Origin of the sequence: Photobacterium sp. GSS17 (assembly GCF_028621875.1) — a bacterium.
In the GTDB taxonomy this organism is placed as follows: domain Bacteria; phylum Pseudomonadota; class Gammaproteobacteria; order Enterobacterales; family Vibrionaceae; genus Photobacterium; species Photobacterium ganghwense.
Map to the genome: position 1 here is coordinate 414,641 of NZ_CP117518.1, position 24,851 is coordinate 439,491.

General features: G+C 48.8%; 21 protein-coding genes. 7 read left to right on the forward strand and 14 right to left on the reverse strand.

Features of this window, described 5'->3' with window-relative positions:
- Nucleotides 1-46: 46 nt before the first annotated feature.
- The 5 genes from PGW97_RS18295 to PGW97_RS18315 form a co-directional block, all read right to left on the reverse strand.
- Nucleotides 47-829, reverse strand: coding sequence for a hypothetical protein (locus tag PGW97_RS18295; RefSeq protein WP_249037523.1), 783 nt, complete (start codon nucleotides 827-829; stop codon nucleotides 47-49).
- Nucleotides 830-1,031: 202 nt separating this feature from the next.
- On the reverse strand, nucleotides 1,032-2,597 hold the full coding sequence (locus PGW97_RS18300) for a cryptochrome/photolyase family protein (protein ID WP_273860374.1): 1,566 nt from the start codon (nucleotides 2,595-2,597) through the stop codon (nucleotides 1,032-1,034).
- A gap of 93 nt (nucleotides 2,598-2,690) precedes the next feature.
- On the reverse strand, nucleotides 2,691-4,001 hold the full coding sequence (locus PGW97_RS18305) for a DASH family cryptochrome (protein WP_273860375.1): 1,311 nt from the start codon (nucleotides 3,999-4,001) through the stop codon (nucleotides 2,691-2,693).
- Between the two features lie 100 nt (nucleotides 4,002-4,101).
- Nucleotides 4,102-4,671: a sugar O-acetyltransferase gene (locus PGW97_RS18310; protein WP_273860376.1), complete on the reverse strand. Its 570-nt coding sequence runs from the start codon at nucleotides 4,669-4,671 to the stop codon at nucleotides 4,102-4,104.
- A gap of 196 nt (nucleotides 4,672-4,867) precedes the next feature.
- Nucleotides 4,868-6,796: an endonuclease/exonuclease/phosphatase family protein gene (locus PGW97_RS18315; protein WP_273860377.1), complete on the reverse strand. Its 1,929-nt coding sequence runs from the start codon at nucleotides 6,794-6,796 to the stop codon at nucleotides 4,868-4,870.
- A 467-nt stretch (nucleotides 6,797-7,263) separates the two neighbouring features.
- Here PGW97_RS18315 and dcuC point away from each other — a divergent pair, with 467 nt between their 5' ends.
- Together dcuC and pepE are read left to right on the forward strand one after the other, a co-directional pair.
- Nucleotides 7,264-8,631 carry an anaerobic C4-dicarboxylate transporter DcuC gene (gene dcuC / locus PGW97_RS18320; protein WP_047884632.1) on the forward strand — a complete coding sequence of 456 codons (1,368 nt, stop codon included), beginning with the start codon at nucleotides 7,264-7,266 and terminating at the stop codon, nucleotides 8,629-8,631.
- A 191-nt stretch (nucleotides 8,632-8,822) separates the two neighbouring features.
- The gene (gene pepE, locus PGW97_RS18325; RefSeq protein WP_047884631.1) at nucleotides 8,823-9,554 is read left to right on the forward strand and encodes a dipeptidase PepE; all 732 of its coding nucleotides are present in this window, start codon (nucleotides 8,823-8,825) and stop codon (nucleotides 9,552-9,554) included.
- Nucleotides 9,555-9,817: 263 nt separating this feature from the next.
- Here pepE and PGW97_RS18330 read toward each other — a convergent pair whose 3' ends face one another.
- Nucleotides 9,818-10,765, reverse strand: a complete 948-nt coding sequence (locus PGW97_RS18330; RefSeq protein ID WP_047884630.1) for a DMT family transporter — start codon at nucleotides 10,763-10,765, stop codon at nucleotides 9,818-9,820.
- A 157-nt stretch (nucleotides 10,766-10,922) separates the two neighbouring features.
- Here PGW97_RS18330 and PGW97_RS18335 point away from each other — a divergent pair, with 157 nt between their 5' ends.
- On the forward strand, nucleotides 10,923-11,891 hold the full coding sequence (locus PGW97_RS18335) for a LysR substrate-binding domain-containing protein (RefSeq protein WP_273860378.1): 969 nt from the start codon (nucleotides 10,923-10,925) through the stop codon (nucleotides 11,889-11,891).
- Here PGW97_RS18335 and PGW97_RS18340 read toward each other — a convergent pair.
- The 3 genes from PGW97_RS18340 to PGW97_RS18350 form a co-directional block, all read right to left on the reverse strand.
- The gene (locus PGW97_RS18340; RefSeq protein WP_273860379.1) at nucleotides 11,888-12,364 is read right to left on the reverse strand and encodes a hypothetical protein; all 477 of its coding nucleotides are present in this window, start codon (nucleotides 12,362-12,364) and stop codon (nucleotides 11,888-11,890) included. The genes PGW97_RS18335 and PGW97_RS18340 overlap by 4 nt on opposite strands.
- A 46-nt stretch (nucleotides 12,365-12,410) precedes the next feature.
- A complete protein-coding gene (locus tag PGW97_RS18345; RefSeq protein ID WP_273860380.1) occupies nucleotides 12,411-14,366 on the reverse strand; it encodes an alkyl/aryl-sulfatase in 1,956 nt (651 codons plus the stop codon).
- 479 nt (nucleotides 14,367-14,845) lie between these two features.
- Nucleotides 14,846-15,637 (reverse strand): AraC family transcriptional regulator, encoded by a 792-nt coding sequence (locus tag PGW97_RS18350; RefSeq protein WP_273860381.1) that lies wholly within the window; start codon nucleotides 15,635-15,637, stop codon nucleotides 14,846-14,848.
- 247 nt (nucleotides 15,638-15,884) lie between these two features.
- Here PGW97_RS18350 and PGW97_RS18355 point away from each other — a divergent pair, with 247 nt between their 5' ends.
- A complete protein-coding gene (locus PGW97_RS18355; protein ID WP_273860382.1) occupies nucleotides 15,885-16,853 on the forward strand; it encodes a DUF4382 domain-containing protein in 969 nt (322 codons plus the stop codon).
- 170 nt (nucleotides 16,854-17,023) lie between these two features.
- Here PGW97_RS18355 and PGW97_RS18360 read toward each other — a convergent pair whose 3' ends face one another.
- The 5 genes from PGW97_RS18360 to PGW97_RS18380 all read right to left on the reverse strand — a co-directional run bounded on the left by PGW97_RS18360 (nucleotide 17,024) and on the right by PGW97_RS18380 (nucleotide 20,197).
- The gene (locus PGW97_RS18360; protein WP_273860383.1) at nucleotides 17,024-17,713 is read right to left on the reverse strand and encodes a DUF4336 domain-containing protein; all 690 of its coding nucleotides are present in this window, start codon (nucleotides 17,711-17,713) and stop codon (nucleotides 17,024-17,026) included.
- A gap of 210 nt (nucleotides 17,714-17,923) precedes the next feature.
- Nucleotides 17,924-18,256 (reverse strand): hypothetical protein, encoded by a 333-nt coding sequence (locus tag PGW97_RS18365; protein WP_047884623.1) that lies wholly within the window; start codon nucleotides 18,254-18,256, stop codon nucleotides 17,924-17,926.
- A gap of 85 nt (nucleotides 18,257-18,341) precedes the next feature.
- A complete protein-coding gene (locus PGW97_RS18370; protein WP_273860384.1) occupies nucleotides 18,342-18,722 on the reverse strand; it encodes a hypothetical protein in 381 nt (126 codons plus the stop codon).
- A gap of 459 nt (nucleotides 18,723-19,181) precedes the next feature.
- Nucleotides 19,182-19,697: a GNAT family N-acetyltransferase gene (locus PGW97_RS18375; protein WP_053061772.1), complete on the reverse strand. Its 516-nt coding sequence runs from the start codon at nucleotides 19,695-19,697 to the stop codon at nucleotides 19,182-19,184.
- Between the two features lie 110 nt (nucleotides 19,698-19,807).
- Entirely contained in the window at nucleotides 19,808-20,197 is a 390-nt protein-coding gene (locus PGW97_RS18380; RefSeq protein ID WP_053061788.1) for a GNAT family N-acetyltransferase, read from the reverse strand.
- Between the two features lie 469 nt (nucleotides 20,198-20,666).
- On the opposite strand from PGW97_RS18380, the gene PGW97_RS18385 reads away from it, so the two are divergent.
- The 3 genes from PGW97_RS18385 to PGW97_RS18395 all read left to right on the forward strand — a co-directional run bounded on the left by PGW97_RS18385 (nucleotide 20,667) and on the right by PGW97_RS18395 (nucleotide 24,829).
- Entirely contained in the window at nucleotides 20,667-23,531 is a 2,865-nt protein-coding gene (locus PGW97_RS18385) for a M16 family metallopeptidase (RefSeq protein ID WP_273860385.1), read from the forward strand.
- Nucleotides 23,532-23,620: 89 nt separating this feature from the next.
- Nucleotides 23,621-24,181 carry a 3'-5' exonuclease gene (locus PGW97_RS18390; protein ID WP_273860386.1) on the forward strand — a complete coding sequence of 187 codons (561 nt, stop codon included), beginning with the start codon at nucleotides 23,621-23,623 and terminating at the stop codon, nucleotides 24,179-24,181.
- A 198-nt stretch (nucleotides 24,182-24,379) separates the two neighbouring features.
- The gene (locus tag PGW97_RS18395; protein WP_047884618.1) at nucleotides 24,380-24,829 is read left to right on the forward strand and encodes a hypothetical protein; all 450 of its coding nucleotides are present in this window, start codon (nucleotides 24,380-24,382) and stop codon (nucleotides 24,827-24,829) included.
- Nucleotides 24,830-24,851 lie beyond the last annotated feature (22 nt).

Consider the following 24,851-nt stretch of genomic DNA (forward strand, 5'->3'; position numbering starts at 1 on the left):
TGACTTGGTTCTGCCGCTATTGGTAACAACCGCGGTTCACTGAGGCTTAGGTGCAGACAAACCACGAATTGGCAGATGCTGTGATATAGGCCTTGTCATACCAGGGAACATTTTCCATTGCCGGTGCACTGCGAATGTCCCCCTTCAGTTTTTGCTGTACCAGCACTTTTATCATCCCGTCTTTTACACTGTAAACCTGACCCCGATAGGTGAAACCGCTCAGTTCAGATGGCTGCTGACTATAGAGGCAGACAGTTGTGCCTACATTGGACGAAATGTACTGACTCTCTTCTCCTGAGGCGTGAGAAGCATTCATTACTCTGGGGGTTTGTTGTAATGGTGTGGCGACTTCGGTACGGGGCACCAGTAAACGGACTGCACTGTATGGTTCATAACCCAGCACCTGGGCTGACTCATACCATTCCTGTGTTGGTGCGGTGGTGTTTTCAATCAGTTTCAGCGTCACGAATGGGCCATCCAGACACAAATCTGCCCATAACTCAGTGCTGGAGATCCGCGCGTAAAAAATGGGTCTTTCATCGTGTGTATTGGGTCTGGCCACGCACCAGGTACCGGTGTCCTGATGAATGAGCTGTCCGTTGTTGACGTCGCACACCCGTTTGGCGAGCGTTTGATATTCAGCGATATCCTTGGCTGCACTGGCTTCACCAGATGAACAGTATCGGTAGGAAAAAGAGTAGGTGTTTTTGGGATAAAACAACCCTTTATCCACCACTGCACCGTTACGTCGGGTGTCTGTCAGGGCAATAAAGCTCTGGGTTGAATCGTAAATACTGTATTCCCCGGTCTTCCTGGCAGTATCTGACATTGTGCTGCAACCTGCCAGCGTAGTGACCAGGAAAATCAGGACGGGTTTCATGGGCATTGGTCGCATATTCAATCTGATATTCACACTTCGAATAACCATAAGTATATAAGCCGGCTTTGGTATAAACGGAAAGTTCGCTGCCAGTAGCAGAGTTGAAACAATCGCGCTTTGTCTCAGGAGACAGTGAGGTTATAGTGTCGGCTTACAGTGCATCCAGATCAGCCAGCAGATGTTCAGCATGGCGCAAAATGGCTTGCCGCTCATCTTCACTGCGATTGTCCCAACTGCGGTAAATCATGCCGACCCTTGGGTTTCGGGTGAGCCTGCTTTGGTGCCGCTCCAGAAAGTGCCAGTATAAACTGTTGAGTGGGCAGGCGTTTTTATCGGTTTTGGTTTTTACATCGTAGTGACAGTTTTTGCAGTGATCGCTCATTTTATTGATGTAATTGCCGCTGGCAGCGTACGGTTTTGTGGCCACAATACCGTTGTCAGCAAATTGCGTCATACCTCGGGTATTTGGCATTTCGACCCATTCAATGGCATCCACATATATGCCCAGATACCAGTTGTCGACCTCATCCGGTTCAATGCCAGCCAGTAGGCAGAAGTTTCCGGTCACCATCAGGCGCTGTATATGATGGGCGTAAGCAAAATCCAGGGATTGTCGGATAGCGGCGCGCAGGCAAGCCATGCGGGTATTACCCGTCCAGAAGAAATCCGGTAGTTTTCGCTGGGCATTCAGGGCATTTTGGGTTTTGTAACCCGGCATATTGCCCCAGTAAATTCCCCGTACAAATTCTCGCCAGCCGAGGATCTGGCGCACAAAGCCCTCTGCCTGAGCGATATCAATGGCGTTATTTGCCTCGAAGGCCTCCAGCGCGGCCCGAATGACCTGCATCGGGTGTAACATTTTGGTATTCATGGCAAAAGAGAGCCGAGAGTGATACAGGCTCCACGCGTGGGGTGACTGTTCTGTCATCGCATCCTGAAAACGGCCGAAAAAGGGCAGCCCGGCCTCACAAAAGTGGGTCAGCAGTTGTTTGGCCTGACGGCGATTTACCGGCCAGAGCAGTGTATCGCCGCAGGTGCCGATTGTTCGCACCTGATGTCGTTGTAGGCGTTCGAGTATCTCCGTGACCGGGTTGTGAAAGACCATCGGGGTCGGTATCGCTTCGATGTCACCGGGTTTCAGGGATTGGCGGTTCTGTTGATCATAATTCCATTTGCCACCAATTGGTCTGTCGCCATCCATCAGAATATTGAAGCGTTTGCGCATCCGACGATAGAAGTGTTCCATCAGAACGGATTTGCCCTGAGGAAAAGCATCAGCAATGTCCGAAAATGGCAGCAGGAAATGCTCTGAGTCGTATTCCCGGCAGGTGATACCCAGTTGACTGAGTTCCCCGGCAAACGTATGTAGCTGATCATAGAGGCGATATTCATCAGGTCGCTGAAATTCAAACGTGGAAATGTTGTGCTGCCTGATGAGTCGCAATAACAGATCCGGCAGATCGTTATCCTCCTTTGTTTCATCCAACGTAAGATGACAAACCTGATGCCCGGCACGTTGTAAGGCTCCGGCAAATGCTTGCATTGCTGCAAAGAATGCACAGACTTTCTGGACATGATGGGTAACATACCCGGTTTCCTGATGCAGCTCGGCAATCAGATAGAGAACCGTCTCGTCTTTGGTCTGGAACCAACTGTGGCGGGCATTGAGCTGATCGCCCAAAATCAGACGAAGTGTTTGGTAATGCGGTGTTGTCATGTCAATCCTTAAGCGGGCGAGCTTTCAGCTATTCAGCCATTCAGTTATCCAGCCTTTGAACCTTTCAGTGAATGGCCCTATAGCGCGGTGAGGCTAAATGACCGGCCAGTCAGCAGCATCAACAGAGTCAATATTGCCATCGTGATTGTTGCCGCCCCACTTACGGATGAAGATCCCGTCGGGATCAAACAACTCGGTTTGTTTTTCAATATTGAAATGGCGGGGTCCCTTAGGATCGGCCCCGACGCCCGCCAGATACTGCCAGTTCCCCCAGTTTGAGGCGATGTCATAATCAAGCAGGTGCTCTTCAAAATAGCCGGCTCCGTAGCGCCAGTCGAGGCTCAGTTCATTCACCAGACAGCTGGCGACTATCTGGCGTCCCCGATTGGACATATAACCGGTTTGTCGGAGTTGATTCATGAGGGCATTCACCAGAGGAAACGGCGTGTTGCCTTCGCACCAGCGACGAAATCTTTCGGGATAAAAAGCGGTTTTCGGGCCATGAGGCTTAATGCCTTTGAACTGGAACAACTTCACGCCATGACAATGGGCGTACCACTGGAAATATTCCCGCCATAATAGCTCAAACAAAATCCACTCGGTTGACATGTTTTTTTCGATGGTTTGTTCATAGTATTTAAGCTGGGCCACAATCTTTTTCGGCGATAAGCAACCCAGAGCCAGCCAGGGCGAGAATTTGGTCGACGAATCCCAGCCGTCCAGGCTGTCGCGGGTCTCTTTGTAAGAGCCTGGCGCCCGTGACAGAAAATATCCTTTCAGGTGAGACAGCCCTTCAGTTTCCCCGCCGCGAAACAGGGATGCCATCCGTCGGTTGATTAAAGGTTTGAGCACATCAAACCGCGCGACCATGCCGGGTTGCGGAGGCAGGTAACTGATGGTATCAACCGGCGGGTTGATCTCGGTGTCGCTCACCAGTTTACGAAACTGTGAAAACGTTGAAGGAAGCTCCGTCACCGGGAAGGGCAGCTCAGTTTTATCAAACAGAGTATGCGTGGCCACTTCGGTGAAACGAATGTAGGGGTAGCGACCTTTGAGGGTTTGCCAGATTCTTCGCTCGTAAACACCGGTATGCTCACTGCGATACACATTACTGATGTTGTATCGGGTGATCAGTGTGGGAAGCACATTCAGTGGGTGCTCAAGTAAAACGTGCAGATGTTGTTTGTGCCGTTCAAGTTGTTGCGACAGATCTTCCAGCGATTGCAACAGGAACTGCGTGCGGTAGTAACCGGGGCGGTGAATGGTGTAAGGGTATTGATTGGCGCGATCAGGCGGCAGGCAATATACACAAATAAGACGATCAACGTCTTCGGCAGCCAGTTTGAGCGCTGCGTTGTCATGCAATCGAAGATCGTTCTGAAACAGAAACAGGCCGACGGTCATTACAAGCCCCAATCAATAATTGTCTTTGATTAACTATAGGTAATCTGTGGGGAAATCAAAAAGTTCAGTCGTCAGCCTGTGATGTCAGAGCCAATAATCGTTACGCGCTGGTGGGCTTTTCTCCCGGAAGGAGTGCTCGTATGACTTTGGCTGGCGAGCCACCGACCAGCGTGTCAGGCGGGACATCGCGTGTGACGGTTGAATTCGCTGCGACAACGGAACGCGCTCCTATGGTCACTCCCTGGCAAATAACCACCTGACCGCCGATCCAGACATCATCTTCCACCGTGATGGGCCGGCTGAAGGTTTCCCATTTTCGGCGGCTGCGGTAATCCAGTGAGTGACTTGGCGTGTAGAACTGGGCGTTGGGGCCAATCAAAACGTTGTCACCGATTCGGATTTCAGCATTATCCAGCATAGTGACGCCCATGTTGAGGAAGGTGTGATGGCCGATGTGAATGGTTTTGCCAAACTCACACAAAAATGGTGGTGTGATAAAGCTGTCTTCGCCAATGCTGCCTAATAACTCGGACAGGTATTCCCTAGGCGCTTCTCCGGGGTACTGATTTATTAGCTGTTTGAGTCGGTAGGCATTGTCCCGAATACTGACAATATCCGGCGAGCTGGGATCAAAGTCTTGTCCGTTGCACATTTTTTCGAATTCTGTCACGGCGAGCCGTCCTCTGTGTTGGAATGACAGGCCATTGTAAGATAAATCGTAAGACAAAGCGTAAGACAAATCGCCTGAAGTGACAGCGAACAATAAATCACACCGGATAAATACCGGTGTGATTTATTTGGGTTTACTTGAGTAGCAGGCTCAATGAAAACTGTCTCAGTGATTTAATTTACCCTGATTCCTGCCACTATTTAACCGTGACAATCTGGAAGGCTTGTATATCACTGATACTGTCCGTTGCTACCAGGCTGATCTGAAAGCGGTCACCGGATTGGGCGGTATGCCCTCGCTGGGCGAGCAGCGTACCGAGACTCGGTAGCTGGATATTACCCTCCGTGACGCCTTGCGCAGGCACTGACTGCCAGAGTGACAGCGAATCAGCCGGTGATAAATCATCTCTTGCGTATACCCATCCCCAGGATGCTCCGGAGACTTGACCTTCAGGATAAATGGCGATCCATTGGGACGGGTGAGTCGTACCGTTTTGCCACTGTAGGGTGATCGGCATGCCCGAATCAAGGTGGTCGGCATCGGCAATGGCTAACTGAGTAGAAGGTGCAGCGTCAGGGATGTTGATAACGTGCTCGATTTCCTCAATAGAAATTGTTTTAACGGCAAACTGTTTCCACCAGCCGTGGATTCTGGCAACCGTGCGAAGTTGAAGACCGTGATGAAGAGGGGCTTCCTGTTTTAATTTCGCCAGTAATTCAGGGGGAACGGTCACTGTCATTCGGGTGTTGTCAGGCTGGCTGGAAAGAGGTTGATTTTGCCAACCAAGAGTACGTGAGCTGGTGGAATCACCGGCAATCACCAGTTGATAGTCAAGTGCCTCGTCCCACAGTGGCCAGTTGCCCAGAGTGAAACTGATTACCAGATTGTCGCCATCGGCGGCCAGAGTGACATCACTGAATGCCGGGTTGAGATCTAAACTGGTGGAGGTCGGTGCTTCAGACGTCGTCTTCAGGCGGTAAGTGGTCTTGTACCACAGATGATCGGAGACAAAATCACGTTCTCCGTATGTCGGTTCGCCCAACTCATTCACCATCAGGCCAGAGTGTGGATCGCCCCAAGTGTAAGTGTTGTCTTCGCCATGTGGGCTGTCGAAGTAGGTTGTCGGGCGGGGCCCGATAACAGATGCGTTTAGGAGTTCAACACCATCGACCGGAGCATGATAGATGAAGTCAATACGATCCCTGTCATCCAGCCCGCGCCCGCATTCAGTTTGGTAAGAAGTTCCCCGAGTCCATGAATCGTCAGCATGAAACGGCCAGGTAATTCCCGGGTGAGTAACCGGGTTAGGGTATAAAACGCGGTATGAATCAACATACCCGGCATTTCGAATTAAACGGTGGGTCAGAAAATCATGAATGGTACCGCGGTGATCAAACATATTGGCGGTGTCGGCCGTCCAGTCTAACCCTGATGCTTCGTTGAAGTCACCACCGATAAATGTGGCCGTCTGCTGGGTCTGATATGGCGTCAGCTGGCTCAGCATGAACTGTGCCTGAGCCGGGCGCTGACTTTGTTGGTTAAGCGCTTCAAGTTCGGAGCTGTCACTGAGAGGTTGGCAGTTATTCCTGGCTTGCCAGGTGACACCATCACCGCCTCGCGCATCGTAGACGTGGTAATGGGTGTAGTCGAGATGGTTAACCCACAGGACCACATCACGGCCATTGATGTCAACAACGACACCGATGCCACCGGTGTTATTGTTCTCAGCCTCTGTGTTTTTTTCTGCATTCAGAACGGATTTAATCGGATAGCGCGACACAATCCCAGTGGTAGTATTGGCATCGTAACCTTGCCAGTAATACATGTTCAGTGCTTCCGCGATCCGGGCGGTAATGCCTGACGCCTCGGATAACAATAAAATATCTGCATTGGCGTGTTTGAACTCTTCAATTGCGCGATGAAAGTCGCTGCCGCCACTTAAATTCTGCGACAGGCTCAGCCAGAGGTTGGCCGAAATAATGGTGACATCAGTTGTGCGGGTTTCCGGTGTTTCCGGTATCTGTGGTTGCTCTGGTTGCTTGGGGATGTCGACTGTTGCATCGTCGTCGTTACAGCCAAACAACAAACCTGATGCAAGCAGGGTAATGGCAGTCCTTTTTAACATGATATTTCCTTAATTGTCTGGGAAAGTCGATGGCCGATATCATGCTTAAAAAATGTGTCTCTTTGATTCGTCTTGACCAAACATTAACTTATGGCGGTGTTTAGAAAATCTTTGTCCACCTTCATCACTTTCTCTACCTCTACCTCCCTCTTTTACTTCCCTATCTTCTTTTTCGTGGTTAACCGATTAAACGTTATGGCAATGAGATTGGGGTGAGAAGGGAAAGATAGCCAGTACGCAAATCAACCACTGCGCACCAATAAATTCACATCTGCATAACAATGCAGACACATTTCATTATCCGTGATTTAACGCTGGTTCTTAAAAACTGTCTTAGATCATTAAGGTGGTTATTAGTGCTGCTGTTTTGCTTTTATGTTGAGTAAATTAACCATGCTACCCATTAAGAGGTGGATTTTTATTTTGTCGGGTTTCCCGCAAATGTGCGCGTATGTAGAGGAATTACTATGCTGGAGTTACTCATTGGTCTTGCCGTGACACTTGTCGTCGGCTACTTCATTATTAAAGGATATAAAGCAGCCGGAGTGCTGCTGACTGCAGGGTTATTACTGCTGCTTCTGACCGGCATTATCGGTCATCAAGTGTTACCCGACAGTATTAAGTCAACCGGCAATTTTGTCACTGACTCAATGGAATATATCAAATTTATGCTGCAAAACCGTGGCGGTGGTCTGGGTATGCAAATCATGCTTTTGTGCGGGTTTGCTTCGTATATGACCCATATCGGCGCTAACAATGTTGTGGTGAAGCAGTTTTCCAAACCCCTTTCTGTCGTTAAATCCCCGTATATTTTATTGGTTGCTGCTTACATTGTTGCTTGTCTGATGTCGTTGGCGGTGAGTTCAGCGACGGGCCTTGGGGTATTGCTGATGGCAACCCTGTTCCCGATGATGACGGCGATGGGTATTTCCCGCCCGGCCGCAGTTGCTGTCTGTGCGTCTCCGGCGGCGATTATTCTCTCCCCGACGTCAGGCGATGTCATTGTTGCCGCTGAAAAATCCGGGCTGCCACTGCATGTATTTGCGGTCGAGACTGTTTTGCCGGTATCTATTTGTGCCATTTTAGTGATGGCTGCTGCCGCTTTTTTCTGGAACAAGTATTTGGATCAGAAAGAAAACATTGCCATGGAAAAAGTTGATCTTTCCGAAATCGACGTGAAAGCACCCGCTTATTACGCTTTTCTGCCTTTTCTACCGATTGTCGGGGTGTTCGTGTTTAACGGCGAAACCATCCCGGGGTTAACGTTGGATATTTATACCATTGTGGTGATGTCAATTGTGGCTGGTGCTGCGGTTGATTTCGCAACCAAAGGGTTCAAGGGCAAGGAAACGCTAGAAGATTTAGAGTCATGTTATCAGGGGATGGCAGATGCCTTTAAAGGGGTTGTCATGCTGCTGGTCGCTGCCGGGGTTTTTGCTCAGGGTCTGATGTCAATTGGCGCGATTGATAACCTGATCGGTTTGGCTGAATCTGCCGGGGCTGGTGGCTTTGCTCTGATGATGTTGCTGACAGGTCTGACGGTTGCTGCAGCGGTTGCCACCGGTTCTGGTAACGCGCCATTTTACGCTTTTGTTGAGCTGGCACCTATGCTGGCCGGTAAGATGGGTATCAGTCCGGCATTCCTGATCATCCCTATGCTGCAGGCGTCTAACCTTGGACGCACCATTTCTCCGGTATCCGGCGTTATTGTGGCGACATCCGGTATGGGGCAGGTGAGTCCGTTTGAAGTCGTGAAACGGACCTCCGTCCCTGTATTTTGCGGTCTGATAACTGTGATCTTAGGCACCGTCGTTCTGGTGCCTATGTACAGCTAATGGCGATTTTTTAAAACCGCATAAAACTGGCACCGCTTTGAGCCGACGGTGCCAGACCCATTTCTGACCAAACCACCATTTAAGCGATAAATCGCCGGCTCAATAAGAAAGTGTGACTTTACCGACAACCGAAGAGAGCCAGGTTGGTTGTCAGTACATGAGGTTTTCAATCGAATGCGAAGGAATGATTCATGGAAATAATGCTGTTTAGCAATGGTAAGGTAGCAGGCAACACGGAGCTACTGGAATACGGGTACGAATGGATTGAGTCGGCGATGGAGCGGACCAAAGCCAAAAAGCTGCTGTTCATACCGTATGCAATGATTCGGAGCAGTTATGATGAGCGAGCCAGTCAGTTGCGCGAAGCGTTTGCCCGTTTTGGATGTGACGTCACCAGCATTGACACTGTGAGTGATCCGGTACGAGCCATCGAAGAGGCAGACGGTTTTCTGGTGAGCGGTGGTAATACCTGGGTACTCAATAAAATGCTGCATGATCTTGGCTTGGTACGCCCCCTGCGAAAAGCAATTCTGATGCACAATAAACTGTATATCGGTTGGAGTGCAGGAACGAATATTGCCGCGCCGACAATTCGAACTACGAATGACATGCCGATTGTCACTGCGGCTATCCTGCCTTCGCTTAACCTGGTTCCTTTCCAGATAAATCCTCACTATATTGAGGCGACAATTGAAGGACACATGGGTGAAACCCGTGATGAGCGAATCGAGGAGTTTCTCGTCGTGAACCCGCACGAAGTGGTTGCAGGTATCCCTGAAGGCACTATGTTGCAGGTCAGCGGTCGTACACTGCGTTACTTCTCGGCGAACGGTAAACCGATGAAGCTGTTCCGTGCCGCGCAAGAACCTTGTTATTACCGGCAAGATGAATCGATCCAGTTTTTGATGGAGCACGGTTGCTGATGCGCTAACTAATCAGGCTTTTTTATCCTGTCAGCGTCACCGCATGTCAATAAACTGGCATCGAGTGATTCTTTGACCGGTCACAGGGCGCTACGTGTCTATCGTAGCGCCTTTTTTGTGAATTGTAGTGCCGCATATCTTTGGGGTATGTGGCTTTGGAAAACATAGCCTGTTAAATATGGCTTTGTGATGTGAAGCTTTTCCTAATCCGTTTTTGTCAATGCCAGCGTTGGCATACTGGGGAAATGTAAAACCACACTGATTTAAGAATGCGCTGGCGAGGTTTCCTTGCCTTGATTCAGCCAGCGAGGGACAAAGGTGTTGATCAGTGTCGCCAGAACTATCAGGCTAATGCCCCATATTTTATGAGCAGCCAGCGACTCATCAAAAAGCCACACCTGCCAGATGACCGCAAAGAGTAGGTTCGTGAAGATGAGCGGTGCTAATTCCGAACCGGTTTTTGCTAAACGGTATGCCTTTGAGCGAAACATTTGGGTTGATACCGTGCTGCAAGCCAAGGTGAGCAGCAGTACCAGTGTGGTTTGTGGTACGTTCAGGTTTGCGAAAGTCAGCGCTTGTGCTGCCGTATCATCAGGAAGAAAACCGTATTGCATCATGTTTAGCGCTGCCACAGGCATCAGGATAACGGCGGCCAGCATAAAGCACCAACCGTTGAATGCCGCAGATGGGAGGTCTGATTTAGCTCCCCGAAACATCGTAACCTGCGAAGCGGCATTAAACAGACCCGCAGCCAGGCCAAAAAGCAGCTCAGGGCGAAGATCAATACCCGTTGGGCTGCCAGCCTGTAACACGACTCCCACAAAGGTTAATCCCAGATTAAAGACCGTCAGCGAATTAAAAGGGGTTTTATCTATCAACTTTTCTAACACCGGAATGAATAAAGGTCCGGTGCTGAACAGCACAATGCTTTCAACCAGTGACAGTTTGCTTAATGAAGTAAGAAAGCAGATTTGACTGCCAACTATACATAATGCCCGAATAATAACAGGTCTCAGAGTTCGACCGGTTGGAAACACCCAGCCGGTGAATGTGAGCATGCCAAGCATGATAGTTGCAGGAAGCAAAAAGCGTAAAAAGGCCAGCATTTCAATGCTCAGAACGTCGCTTAATACTTTGGCTAACATTCCGCTGGCGGATAAGCTAAATGTTGAGACAAGCATAAATAGAACAGGTCTGAGGTCGCTGGGCATAGAAAGGCTCCTAAATTGCGGTAGAAAAAGTATGTTCTGATGGCAATGTACAGAACTAGAGGATGATTGTTTGTTTCCTGACAAGGTTGAGTCTAGGGAGTTTGCTACTGAGAAAAAAGCGAATAATATTAACTAAACTTGTAAGAAAAACTTACCAATGAGAAAGCTCGTACCCCTAAAATCAATTTATGCGTTTGTTGCCGTGGCGGAGACCGGCAGCATGACCGAAGCGGCTGAAGTACTGAATGTCAGCCATTCAGCAGTGAGCCAGGCCATAAAGTCTCTGGAATCACAACTGAATGTGGCTTTATTCCGGCGGGTGGGCAGACGTGTGGAGCTGAATCAGGACGGTCGGCGGTATTACCGTAAAGTCGCGCCTGCCCTGATGCAGATTGTGGAAGCCAGCGAGTCAATTGCGCGTTCGCCGCTCAGCAACCGGTTGACGCTGAACATGGTGAATTCCCTGGCATTGCATTGGTGGATCCCTCGTGTCACTGAATTTCAGGCGTATGCACCGCATATTGATATTCGTATCTCCAACATTGCTCATATCTTTGATTTTGAACAAGAAGGTGTTGACGTGGCGTTGTTGCATGGGAAGGCTGACGAGTGGCCCGATTATTATTGTGAAAAGCTGGGGGATGATGAGCTGATCATGGTGTGTAGCCCTCAGTTACTCGAAAATCTGAATGCGGTTGACGCTGTATCTAGGATTAACGACGGGAAAATTAACAGCGTCAGTACGATGATTGAAGATGAGAGTGGGGTGATAGCGGCCCGTTTGCTGAAAGCGTACCCGGCGATTTTTGTCAGTAATCCCCGCCGCCAAGCCGACTGGCAGGTTTGGTGTGACGAGAAAGGAATGGCGGTTCCTCGGCAACAGAAAAACTTAACGTTTGCAGCTTCTGTGCATGCCGTGCAGGCGGCCATACGGCGGTTGGGAGTGCTAATCAGTCATAAACAGTTTGTGAGGGATGACATTAAGCATGGCATGTTGGTGCAGGTGGGTCAGCCAGTGCTGAATCCTCATCAAGCATTTTACTTTGTCTCTTCACCAGACAAGCTGAAACATGAGAGTGTGATGACGTTGCGGAATTGGCTGAAAACGCAATTTTCTGAACTTTAGACCTTACCGGCACCAAGAGAAAACTGTGCGATGCCAATGTCTACAGCCTGCGATAAGCTGAGGCGGTTGTTCACCAGTTCATATAGCGTCGCTTCACTCAGCAGTAGCACCTGGCTGCCTGTTGGCGCTGGGTCACTATGAATCTGCGGGTGACGAAGATCGGGTGAGACTCGGGACCAAAGGTTGCTATCAACGAGATAGACATAGATGTCTGCTGAATAGTGTTCGCTCAGCTCTCTGGCCAATAAATTTAACCACCAACTTGCCCGACGTAGCCCTGGTTGTCCGCGGAGTGATTCAGGAGGAGTCAGTGTACCGTTTTCAATCGCCGTACGGGTGGCGAGCGCTATGTTCAGCGAGCCCGGATAACTTTGAGTAAACGGATTATTCATCTGCCCGTCGTAGGAGCAAGCCAGAGTCTGGCCTGCTCCTGACAGTAAGGCGATAGTAAGCACTGCGGTCAGTGTTTTCATTGTCGCGCTTCTGTTGCCAATAGAGATGGGTTGGTCATTGAATTTCTCACGGTGTCACAATGTTGAACCAGAAATCGAACTTATCCAACATGCCCACAAAGTCCTGGAATACCTGGCTGTCACCGTCCACTTTAACATCCCCATCTGCGATGGCTTTTTCGAGGGTGATATTGCCTAGCTGAATATCATCCAGGGTCGACTTCGACAGGGTGAGGCTGGCATCGGCTTTATCTGCGACTTTGCTGGTATAGTTCAGCACTGAGTTTTCCATACTGAGTGTATATTTCTCTTTCAAATCGGTGAAATCGATATTGATGGAGAATGTTTTACCGGCGGCTTTTTCCGGATTGATTCGCACAGACAGGTAATCAAACAGCATGGTAGGTGGCATGTTTTTGATAACGTCTGGTGAAGCGGTAACGACCCCACCGGTGCTAGGAACACCGTTGCGAAGCTCAAAGGCCCCTTGTAGGTATTCGGAGCGCCATGGGCCGGATTCAGCCTGATAACCAAGCTGTTCATAGGTGTCAGCCAATAAGGCTTTGCCTTTCTCACTGTCGGGGTTGGCGAACACGACCTGTTTAAGCGCTTCGGCTACCCAGCGGTATTCACCTTTATCAAAGTCACTTTGGGCTTTTTGTAAGACCGCGTCTTCTCCTCCCATGTATTCAACGTATTTTTTGGCCGCATCGGCAGGAGGCAGGTTATTCAAATCAGAGGGATTACCGTTATACCAGCCCATGTACCGTTGATACACGGCGCGACTGTTGTGGCGAAGCGTGCCGTAATAACCCCGGGTACTCCAATTTTTGTCTAATGATTCCGGGAAGGCGATCATTTCCGAAATTTCAGAACCGATATACCCCATGTTCATCAGTCGTACGGTCTGATCATGGGTATATTTGTACATGTCGCGCTGTTTTTTGAAGTAGTTAACAATGTCTTCCTTACCCCACATAGGCCAGTGGTGGCTCTGGAATTTGACTTCAACCTGATCGCCCCACTTTTCGATGGTTTCGTTCAGGAATGAGGACCAAATCAGGGCATCACGAACTTGCGCGCCACGCAGCGTCAGAATGTTATGCATCGTATTAGTGGTATTCTCTGCCATCCAGAGTGCTTTTTTATCTGGGAACCAGGTATTCATTTCGGTGGGAGCTTCAGTTCCCGGGGTGTACTGGAATACCATTTTGATGCCATCAATTGTGCGTTCATCTCCGGTTTTGGTGATGGTATCAGTGGGCTTTATCAGAGTGGCGAGGCCGGTTGAGGTGGTTTGCCCTAGACCGCCGTTGACACCACCGAATTCGTTACGGGGTAACAATGCGCCGTACATGTAAATCGCCCGTCGCCCCATGGCATTACCCGCGATAACGTTCTCTGATACCGCATGTTCAGTGAAATGGTCGGGGGCAAGAATCTGCACTTTACCGGCTGCGACATCTTCTTCGTTCACGATACCCCGCACGCCGCCAAAGTGGTCGATATGACTGTGACTGTAAATGACGGCAACGACCGGACGCTCGCCGAGCTGCTCATTGACGAAATCGAGTGCGGCTTTGGCGGTTTCCTGAGAAATCAGGGGATCAAACACAATCCACCCGGTTTCGCCTTTAATGAAGGTGATGTTTGATAAGTCGTAGCCACGAACCTGATAAATGCCATCGGTGACTTCGAACAGGCCATTCATCATGTTGAGCTGGGCATTACGCCACAAACTGGGGTTGACGCTGTCCGGGGCAGGTTTATCCAGACTGATGTATTTTTTGTAGGCTTCTAAATCCCAGACTACATCACCTTTGTCATTTTTAATTGTGACTGTATCTTGCTTGGCGATTAAGCCTTTTTGGGCATTCTCAAAATCCTTTTTATCACTGAACGGAAGTGACTCAAGTAACGACTGATTAACCTGTTTTGTGGTGTCTGTTGCAGGCTTGGGGTCGGCGGCGTAAAGGCTTGTTGATATAGCCGTTACCAAGGTCGCCACTAGGAATCGTTTCATTATCAAAACTCCTTTAAAAGAGGGAGAGCTTTAACGCTGTTTATTAAACCTAGTCGAAAATTGAAATTGTGTACCCAGAACGTATTATTTGTTTCTGATAAGTGTCTGGAATAATTACGTTGATACTTCGTGCTTCTGCCTGTGTTGTGGCAGGTTTAAACAAGCTGAAACTTCCCGAGAAAACGTTTGTGGGGATGTTCTGTTGGTGAGGATGCGTTTTGATGAGTGTGCGCTTTGAGGTCGCCTTAACCCTCGTTTACTTTACTGCCGTTCACGCTCTGGAGTTCATTTTATTACAGCCCAAAGCGCTATCTGTTAGGAATCTGATTGTTAGGAACCTGATTGGCTCAGATATTGCCAGCTCAGAGCTCAGTTGACATAGAGCTTTGTCATCTTAGGGCTTTGTCATTTTAGAACTTTGTCGGCTCAAAACGTAGTCAGTTCAGAACGTAGTCGGATCAGAGCAGGAACGGCCAACATTATCCTTTTGTCGGAGCGAACTTTTGCCTGTACTGCTCCGGTGTGCATTGGGCATGTTTCTTAAAAAGCGTAATGAAAGGGGAGGCCTGATGATAGCCCAGCGTCAGTGCAATTTCTTTTACCGACAACCCTTTGCGTAATAGCTGTAGCGAATAAAGAAACTTGCGCCGCTGACGCCACTCAGTAAAACTCATTCCCAATTTATCCTGGCAATGGCGAGCCAGAGTGCGTTCGGTCGTATGAAGATCATCTGCCCAGTCTTTCAGGTTTTTATCCGTGGTCGGGTGACGTTCCAGTTCGTTCAAAATGGGTTGGAGTAATTTATCGTCACTGGTAGGTAAAAACTGCTCGTGTTCTTTCGCCTGATAAACCTGATCTAACAGCACACTCACCAAGCGCTTGTCTTGTTCTGTTTCCGGCACTCGGATACGTCGGTTGCTCAAATCGGTAATAATGGCTTCCATAATCGGGCTGACTTCCAGCAGGCAGGTATATGACGGCATGGGAGCTGACAGAGCTTCACAAATATTCATCGAGCAGTAATTCAGGCTGCGTCGCATGTAGCTTTCATGCGGAATACCCGCAGGCACCCAAACGGCATACTGAGAAGGTGAAAGAAAGCGTTTGCTCTCAGCTTTTAGTTCTAGAATGCCGCCGTTGATGATCTGCAATTGTCCCCACGGATGGCTGTGGTTTGGCGTTGATGTGTTAGGTAAAAACACCTCATGGCCGAAGAAGACTTCTCCGGGCGGGCAATGATTATCGTAAAGTGGCTGGTAAACGTTGCTCATAATGAACCAAAGATGAGAGGAAACACTGGTACGTTACTGCTCGAATATGAGGTTGGCAAGTGCATTTTATTATGCGCTTTTGGTCTTTGCGGCTGGTTGAATAAGCGGTGAGCCAGTTGTTTTCTTCAATGTGCATTTTTTGCCAGAGACATCACTTATTGTGTCATTTGTTTGTTAATTCAATCTGGCGTATTTGAAAACGGAAACAGAGAGCCTTTAGACTTTCATCATAAAAGGAGATTGATTGATGAATATCTACAAAACAGTACCTGTGTTTGCAACGGCCCTTCTGCTTTCAGCGTGTGGCAGTGATGGTGGCGATGGCCAATCAACAGCTAAAGTGTCATTTAGCGTCTCGGATGCTCCGGTTGACTCGCTATGGGATGTGACTATCGCGTTTGACCAGCTAGAACTCAAACATGAAAATGGCCAGTCCTATTTCATTGATGTTGACACGGACAGCGATGGCAACGATTACCAGCAGTTGAATCTTTTGGATTACCAGGGGACAAACTCTAAGCTGATTATTACCTCTCAGGAACTGCCGGTTGGTACTTACAAAGAGCTGATTATTCATACCAAACCAGGAAATATGAACTGGGTTGATGGTGAAGATGGCCACTATGATTTAAAAATTCCGAGTAATAAGCTTCGTCTGGGTGGGTTTGAAGTTGATGCCGAAGCTGTTCAGAGCTTCACGATTGAATTTGATCTGCGCAAATCTCTGGTGTTACGTGGCAATGAGTCAAACAACAGCGGCTTTAACCTGAAACCACATGGCGTGACTATTATTGATAATCAGGCGGCGGCTTCCTTGTGGGGTAAAGTCGATGTTAACCTGTTTTCTATGGGTGAATGTCTGGCGGAGTCCGGTAACTACGTTTACCTGTACGAAGGGCATGGTCATACTGATAGCATGCTGAGCGACAATATGGATCCTAACGATGAGTATTTCGATTCAGCCCGTCCGTTGCCTGACAACGCTGTAATGCCATATGCGTCGGCCAGCGTTGATGTGGATGGTTCTTATGCCTTCGGTTATCTGCCGGGCGGTAACTACACCGTCGCATTCACTTGTAATGCCGAAGATGATGATCCGGTGAATTATGACGAAAACATCATCATTGAGAATCCGCAAGGGCAACGTAAAGAAATCACGCTGGATCCGATGAAGGAAACCGAGCTGAACTTTGTGGAATCGGACAGCCTACTGTAACGGATGCATGGTCACGCAGTGAATCTTGGACTCGTTTGACGGTAGCCGGTAAAACGTCGGTAGACAATTCAAACGGCTTGAAACATGTAAAAAAGCGCCTTCGGGCGCTTTTTTGCTTTGTGGGGTAGAGGAGTAAAAACGTTTTTCTTGCGGGCCTTAACAATAACTCGTTACACCTTTAACCAGCTGAAAGAGTGTTTTAAAAACGCGGTGGCATTACCTCGGATGATCTCGCCGTGGGCCAGGACAATACGTTTCGGCTGCCAGGCCAGAATGTGCAGCATATGAGCACGGGCTTCCTGTTTTCGACACATAAAACTCAGCCGCCAGTCGATGGGCATTTTACCGTTTGGGGCCAAAATACCCGTGCCTTTCGCCAGTATTCGCTGCCAGGCATTAAACGCGTCTGGCGAGAAGTTTTCAATGAGGTCGGTAACGATAAGGGTTTGACTGGGGGAGTGAAAAAACACGCACTCTTGCATGACAGGGGAGCCGGTAAACAGCACTTGGTGGATTTCCTGTGACCACGGGTACGTTTCCTTGGTGACCAGTTCTCCGGTGAAAGAAAGATCCTGCCGTTTTGCTATCACTTCCTGTGTGCCATAGGTGTCTGCTTGAGGAAAAGCCGTTTGCCACTCCTCCAGGAAAAGGTGATGTAAATGGTTGGGCGCAATCAGATATCGAACGTCTCCCAGCTCATTCAGAGCCTGATACAGGTCTGCGGACAGCTTGATGGGGCTGTGAATCCAGAGACTGCCGTCGTCGAGCTTCACTACTGTCATGCGAGTGGAGTAGGGAAGCGTAAAAAACGGCACTGTTCCGCCGTCTGCGATCCATATTCGTTCGTCGAGCGCTTCCATGTATTCTCTCCTGATACCGGATGTTACCCTTCCGGCTGTCACATCCTGTTTGTCTCACCGAGTCTGATACTGACGCGTTGCTTTCATCAGGTTTTATGCTTCCATCGGACTTTATGTTTCCATCAGACTTTATGCTTCCATCAGACTTTATGTTTCCATCAGACAATAATGAGCCCATCTGTACAATGCCGGTCTCATGAAAGGGAGCGGTTAGTCCAGGGCGGCTCGCAGCTGATGTGTTTCCAGCCAGAATGTTTCCTGACAACGGTTATAAAAAGTTTTGCGTTTAGGCGAAACCAGGTTTAGGTTGTCGAGCACTTCATAGGTGACCCAGCATTCATCACAGGATTGCTCCGTTAATTCTGTGCTGTTTTCAATGGTGTAGCGAATGACAACCCCGTTCTCGAAGGTGTAAACAGTCTCCTGCTCTTCGACTTCAATGTCTGCCTCTTTTTCCATTCGGGTATGAGAAACAGCGTTGGTGATCGCGAAGCGCGCGTCTGGCTGATGAATGGCAAGGATGTAACTTGATAAGTTTTCCATAAAGGGACCCTTCTATTGTCATTAATATGTGAAGCGTCAGTTTCTGGTGTCTTCTGTGGTCAGGGACAGGCACTACGCTAGGTGGTTACTTATTGTTGCTTGTATCAGTCTGTTTCAGGGTATAGCTGACGTTGCCATTGTCATAAATAGTAAACGTCCAGATATCATTATTGATAAAATACTGAAAGCTGTTACCGTTGTTGCTCGTTTGCGGTGACGCGTCTGATGCCGCTTGATCCGCGACCGGTGTTAACCGGCTGATGAATTCAGTTAAAGCCTGTTCAGGAAGATGAAAATACCCTTCCGCAGTATTCTTATCGAGCTGATTGGACGCATGTATCTCTGTCGCACTGTCAGGCAAAATGCCGGGTAACCAACCCCGTTCAAATAAGCCAGCCTGAACCGCGTCGGTGTAGTTGTCATAGTGCTCGTTAACAACGTCGCTGCAGCCAATAATAAGAGCCATGCACAACCAGCATAAAGTGCGTATTGCCACGCCCACTATTTTTCTATCGTCTCGCTGACTAAAAAGTTGTTTTCTCACCGATAACTCTTAAATTTTCAATGGTATGCCTGTCTTCACACGTAGCCTCTTCCATTGTGAGCGTCAACGCGAAACACTAGATTCAGCTAGTTGGTACCTAGTCATCAGCAAGTCGGCATCGAAATCGACTGCTAGCTCACTTCATGGCGGAGTCCTGAGCCTCTTTTCATGAATATGTCGTAAACACCGTGTTTTCGCTATACCGTTACAACTACATTTCGTTTTTCTGTCAAAAAATTGACAAATGGCATCTGACGCCGCTCGTTTGTGCTGCGGCTACCTTCATGTAGCCAGCGATTTTTAGGTTGGTCAGGACACCTATATGTCGCGTGAGATCTCCGCTTTTCCTGGCCGCTTTAATCAGTTGCTTTTTTAGTTACTTCAATCAACCGCATCAACTAAGGAAATCTGGTATTTACCCAATTTTGTTGGTGACTCATCGTATCCGGTGAAGCGGGCTCCTGCATGCAGGGCAACGGCAATGCTGGCCTTGTTTTCATCATGGCAGCGCAGCTCTACGATTTTTGCCGTTGTCTGTTGAGTCAGATACGCAATAGCCTCTTTCAAAATCTGGCGGACAATGCCTTTCCCTCTGGCTTCGATAGTCAACCAATAACCTATTTCAGCGACCTTTTTCACCGGGTGAATCCCTTTAATACCGAAAACTCCGCAAAATGTCTGACCATCATAAATAGCAAACCAAAGTGCACCCGCGGTATTCGAATGTGTTCTGGCCAGAATGTAGGCTTGAGCCTGATAGGGGGCTTTGACGGTATTTACCCAAGGCAGAAACTTGCCAAGATCTTCTCGACTGGCGTTGACCGCAGCCAGCAAGGGTTGAGCATGGCGGAGATTTAATGGCTGTAATGTCAGTGTCTGAGAAATCGAGAGTTTCATGTCGTCCTGTCAGGTATGGCGGCATCCAGCCGGTTCCCATCATTTGTGTGCTGATTTCCAGTTGACGTCCGTTACGGCGTCATCGTTGTTAGTGCCTTGGCTGTGCATGCCTAAATGCTGGTTAGCTGGTGTGTGTCTGATGGCTCAGTGCGCCACTGTCGGAGATCAATGGTCAGTTTCATCGGTATATCCACCATGCCGTGACGATGGCGAATGCCCTCGGTGCGAGCAAAGCCCAACTTGCGATATAGCCCTTCAGCGTGCAGGGCAGAGTTCACGGTGAATTCACCGTTATGCTCAGAAGTCAGCGTTTCATGGAGTATGGCTTGCCAGAGTTGACGGGCAATACCCTGTTTACCGAAATTTTCGTGAACAAAAAGGTGATATAGGTGCGAGCGATCTCTGAGTCCCGCAGTGGCAATAAGCTGTTGATCAGGGCCGTCTATTACCAGGTATAAAAAACCGTCTTGGAGATTCTGTTGGATGGCCTGTTCAGACATGGAGGCTAAAAGGTGAGCGTGCACTTGCGGTTCACACGTTGGAAGGATGAACTTTTTAGCTAAGGATTGGAGTAACTCACTGATCCTGCTGGCATCTTCGGGTATCGCTTTTCTTATATCCATCTTTCCGTGAACCGATTGCGGATAAAGCCGCTATTGATAAATCAGACCAAAAAACATCCACTTTTTGGCATTTTTTATTGTTACCTTACTGATTACAAAATAAAAAATAAGGTAATTGTCACTATAAAAAACCAGTCCGAAGACCTGCAATGACTAAGTTATGACACCGGCAGCATAGTTTGGCAAGCGCAATTGTTGATTGTGACCATTAATTTAATTGAAGGGGAAAAATCCATACAAAAAGTTACTCGACTTTTGGCATAAGGGTAAGATAATGCTCTTATTTGAACGGTGTTTAAAATTTTGTGGTCACAAGTTTGTCACCACCATGTCTTCAAGGAGCCTCATGAAATTTTCACCAAGGCGAGGAGCTTGCCTCCTCCTCATCGTTTCTTCACTGTTTGGCGGAATCACTCAGGCCGCTGCTGAGTCTCAATCGCCGCTTTGGTATACCCAGACTGATTTGAAGCTGGACAAAAAAGTACAAAGTTATGTGTTGTCCAATGGCATGCGTATTGTGCTGGTGCCAAACCGCAAGCCCAAGCAGTCAGTTGTGATGCGTTTATGGGTCAATGCCGGTTCATTACAGGAAAACGGGAATGTACCGGGCGTGGCTCATTTCCTTGAACATATGGCGTTCAATGGCTCAACCAATGTGCCGGAAGGTCAGATGATCGAAATGCTGGAGCGACACGGGTTGGCATTTGGTGCCGATACCAACGCAACCACTGATTTGTTTTACACCGTTTATAAATTAGATCTGCCGAAAAATGACCAAGAAAGCCTTAATACAGCGTTGTTTTTACTGCGTGAAACCGCGTCCGAACTGACCCTGAGTCCTGAAGCCATTGAACGTGAGAAGCCGGTTATTCTGGCCGAACACCGGGAAAGCAACACGGCTGGTCTGGCGAATTTGGTGGAGTGGGGACAGTATATTTATCAGGACGCGGGATTATACGATCGCCTGCCGATTGGCACGGAGGCAGGCATTCGCAGTACCACTCAGAAAAACCTGCGTGACTTTTACGCGCAAAATTATCACCCGAAAAATATGACGCTGGTTATTGCCGGTGATTTCGACGAAAAGGCCCTGCAAGCGCGTATTCGCCATTATTTTTCGGGTTGGGTGCCTGAACAGCCGTTCCAGCATAGCAGTTCACTGCAAGCCGCTATGCTGCCTGAAAACGTTGAAGCATTGGCATTTCTGGATTCGGCTGTCACACCGCGAATCGGTATCAACCTGATACAGCCGGGCACGGCTGACTCAGCACGCTCCGTTACCGATGACACCGAGCGTCGGGTCAATGAATTTGTTCGTTTTATCGGGATGAATGCACTGATGTACCGGTTGGAAACTCAAACATTGACCAGTCAGGGGCGTCTGATGGACCCGGATGTCAGCAACATGACAGAGCTGACCATGAATGATGTGTTTTCCGTCTCGGTCGGCACGCGTCCCGGCGAATGGGCCGCCGGTCTGCAATTGCTGGAGCAGACAATCCGCCAGGTGGTACAGCATGGTTTTACGCAACAGGAAATCGCCCGACAGATCACCAGCCTACAGCAGGACTTGAAAAACAACGTCAGTCAGTCAGACGATTTTTCCAGCCTGAGTTATGCGGAACAAATTGTTAACGGTTTGAATAATCGCCGGGTGATTATCAGTACTGAGGATGAACTGGCACTGTTTGAGCAGCATCAGGATCGTATCACGACGGAAGCCGTGAACCAGATGATGCGCCAGATGCTGACGGCATCACCGGCCCGTCTTCACCTTGCTGATTCCGTCGCGGGAGAAATACAGGAAGGTCAGGACCCGAGAGACGCGTTGGAAAAGGCAATGCTTGCCGCTTATGAGCACAGTCAGGCTCAGCCAGTCACCTCGTTCAGCGAAAAGCAGACCACTGAATTTGCCTACCAGTATTTCGGTAAGCCCGGTAAAGCCAAGCAGGTAAAACAGTCGGCATTCGGAGACATCGTGTCGTATCGTTTCGACAATGGTGTGGTGCTGAATGTGAAGCCAACGGATCTGGAAAAGAACGTGGTTTACCTGAATGTTCGGGTTGGCCGAGGGTGGCAGGAATTGCCACCGGAGCAAGCTGCATTGATCACCTTGTTCAATACCGGTTTTGTTACCGGGGGCTTACAGGCACATGATATGAATGAGTTAAGGGGAATACTGACGGGTAAGTCGTTAGGCATGAACCTGAATCTCAATGAGGATGCGATTGTCGGTAGCTACCGTTCAACGCGAGAAGCGATTAGTGAGCAACTGAAACTCTACGCGGCTTTCTTTACTCACCCGGCGTATCGCCAGGAGGGGATGGATTTTGCGGAGCAGCATGTTAGTGCTTACTGGCAGGGACTGTATCAGTCCCCTGAGTCTCTGGAGATGGCGGCGATCAGCCAGCTGATGCGCCAGAATGATCCGAGAATTGGCGTGGCGACGCCGCAAGAACTTGAAGGTAAGCAACTCTCTGATCTGCAAGAGTTTGTCAGTCGTTCGCTAACTGAAGGGCCGATTGAAATCGCGCTGGTCGGTGATATTACTCCAGCCCGTGCGGTGAAGCTGGTTGGGGAAACATTTGGTGCGCTCAAGGTGAAGGCGCAGGAACCTAAACATCAGGTGAATCAAACGCTTCGTCCTTATCTGGTCGATGAGCAGCGATTGTACCATCAGGGAGAAAGCCATACTGCGCTGGCTTCGGCTTACTGGCCAATTCCGGATGCAATGGATTTCCAGCAATTGTTGGTGTTCCAGGCTCTGCAGGAAGTGGCGCAGCTAAAACTCAATAAAACCGTCCGAGAGCAGGCGGGGGCGTCTTACTCACCGTGGGTCGAACGCTTTCAGTCTGGCTCCATTAAAAACTTTGGTTACCTGGCATTGCACAGCAATACTGAGCTAAGCCGGGTTGATGATATTCTCTCTGCGTATCCGACGATTTTGCAGGACATTCGTCAGGGTAAGGTGTCGGAAGATGAGCTGACCCGTGCTCTGGGTCCATTGCTGGAGAAGTTTGCTCTGATGCAGCAGGATAATGGCTACTGGCTAAGTGTTGCCTCAACGGCTTACAGTGCGCCTGACGAAGTGGAAAATGAGAAGCTGGTGATGCCTGCACTGAAAGCATTGACGGTGAAGGATATTCAGGCGGCAGCACAGATCATTCCGCTGGAGGCAATGATGAAAGTAAAAGTTCTGCCTGAAGGATAATATCTGAGCATTAGGGGCGGTCACCTTTGGCGAAAACGCCCCTAAATGCTATCCTTCGTGCCAGTTTTTGTGTGATGTCCGGAAGTAAGATGAATTTTAACCGTATTGTCTGTTTTGACCTCGAAATGTGTTGTTGGAATGATGGCCGCGAGTCGAGAACAGGAGAGATCATAGAGATCGGTGTTGCCGAGCTGGATCTGTCGAGCGGTGAGATTGTCCGGCGAGCTCAACATTTCGTTTTACCGGAACATGATGAAATTTCGCCATTCTGCACCGAGCTGACAGGTATTAAACCGGAAGTCGTTGCAAAAAATGGCAAGCCACTGGCAACAATTCTGAAGTCGGTTGAGCAGAAGTTTGGTGGCCGACATAAGATTTATGCTGCCTGGGGACGGGATGATTTGATCTTGCGTCAGGAGTGCGAGGAAAAAGGGCTAAATGTTCCATTCCATGAGTACATCAATCTGGCCACTATGTTCAGGTTACAGCGCCATGTCACCAATCGCCGTTGTGGTCAGCGCGCTGCGATGAAAATGGCTGGCCTGGAGTGGGAAGGGCGTCAGCATTCGGGTTATGACGATGCCTATAACCTGGCAAGGCTGGCAAGAACCATGTTCCTGCCCGAGCTGAACCAATCTGCGAACAAATAATACCTCAACCGTGATGGTAAGGACTCACTTCTGCCAAGCAATGTGATACCTGTTTTTTGTTTGCCCATCGAGGAATTCCTGCGAAACAGGCACTTGTGACAGCCAGATGACAAATTCGGAAAATTAGGTTTAACAATTGACATTATTTATCAAGTGCATAACACTTCTAACAAAATAAAAATATGCATTTGGTTGGCTATGGAATTTACCACAAACCGTATTCCGGTGAAGAATAAGGAAACCGAACCCGAATTTCCCTGTCACGACAGGTTGAATGAACAACGTTCAAAAGAAGAACTTAAACGCTGGTGGAACGTACCCTACATAGACGAACTTTATTATGAAGAAACCGGTGCCATCGGCGTGTTCGTGCTTGATGGCTCCACCTGGGATAATCCGCGTAAAATCTCTGAGCATGACTCGTTTGATGAGGCGGTATCGGCCGCTGGATTTTATGTCAAACACTCTCCGCTTTGGCGCAAGTTTGACGAGCCCTATGAGCCGACAGCCCGCATTGAACATTTGATGGATATGAGTCCGCTGATTCATGGCAAACTGAAAAAGCCGTCAAAAGAAGAACTGTTTTCTCACATGTTTTCATGGTTGCCGGAGTCTGACGCGAAAGACAAAGTCAAAATCGTCGGCTAAATAGTAGGTCTACCGACGAACC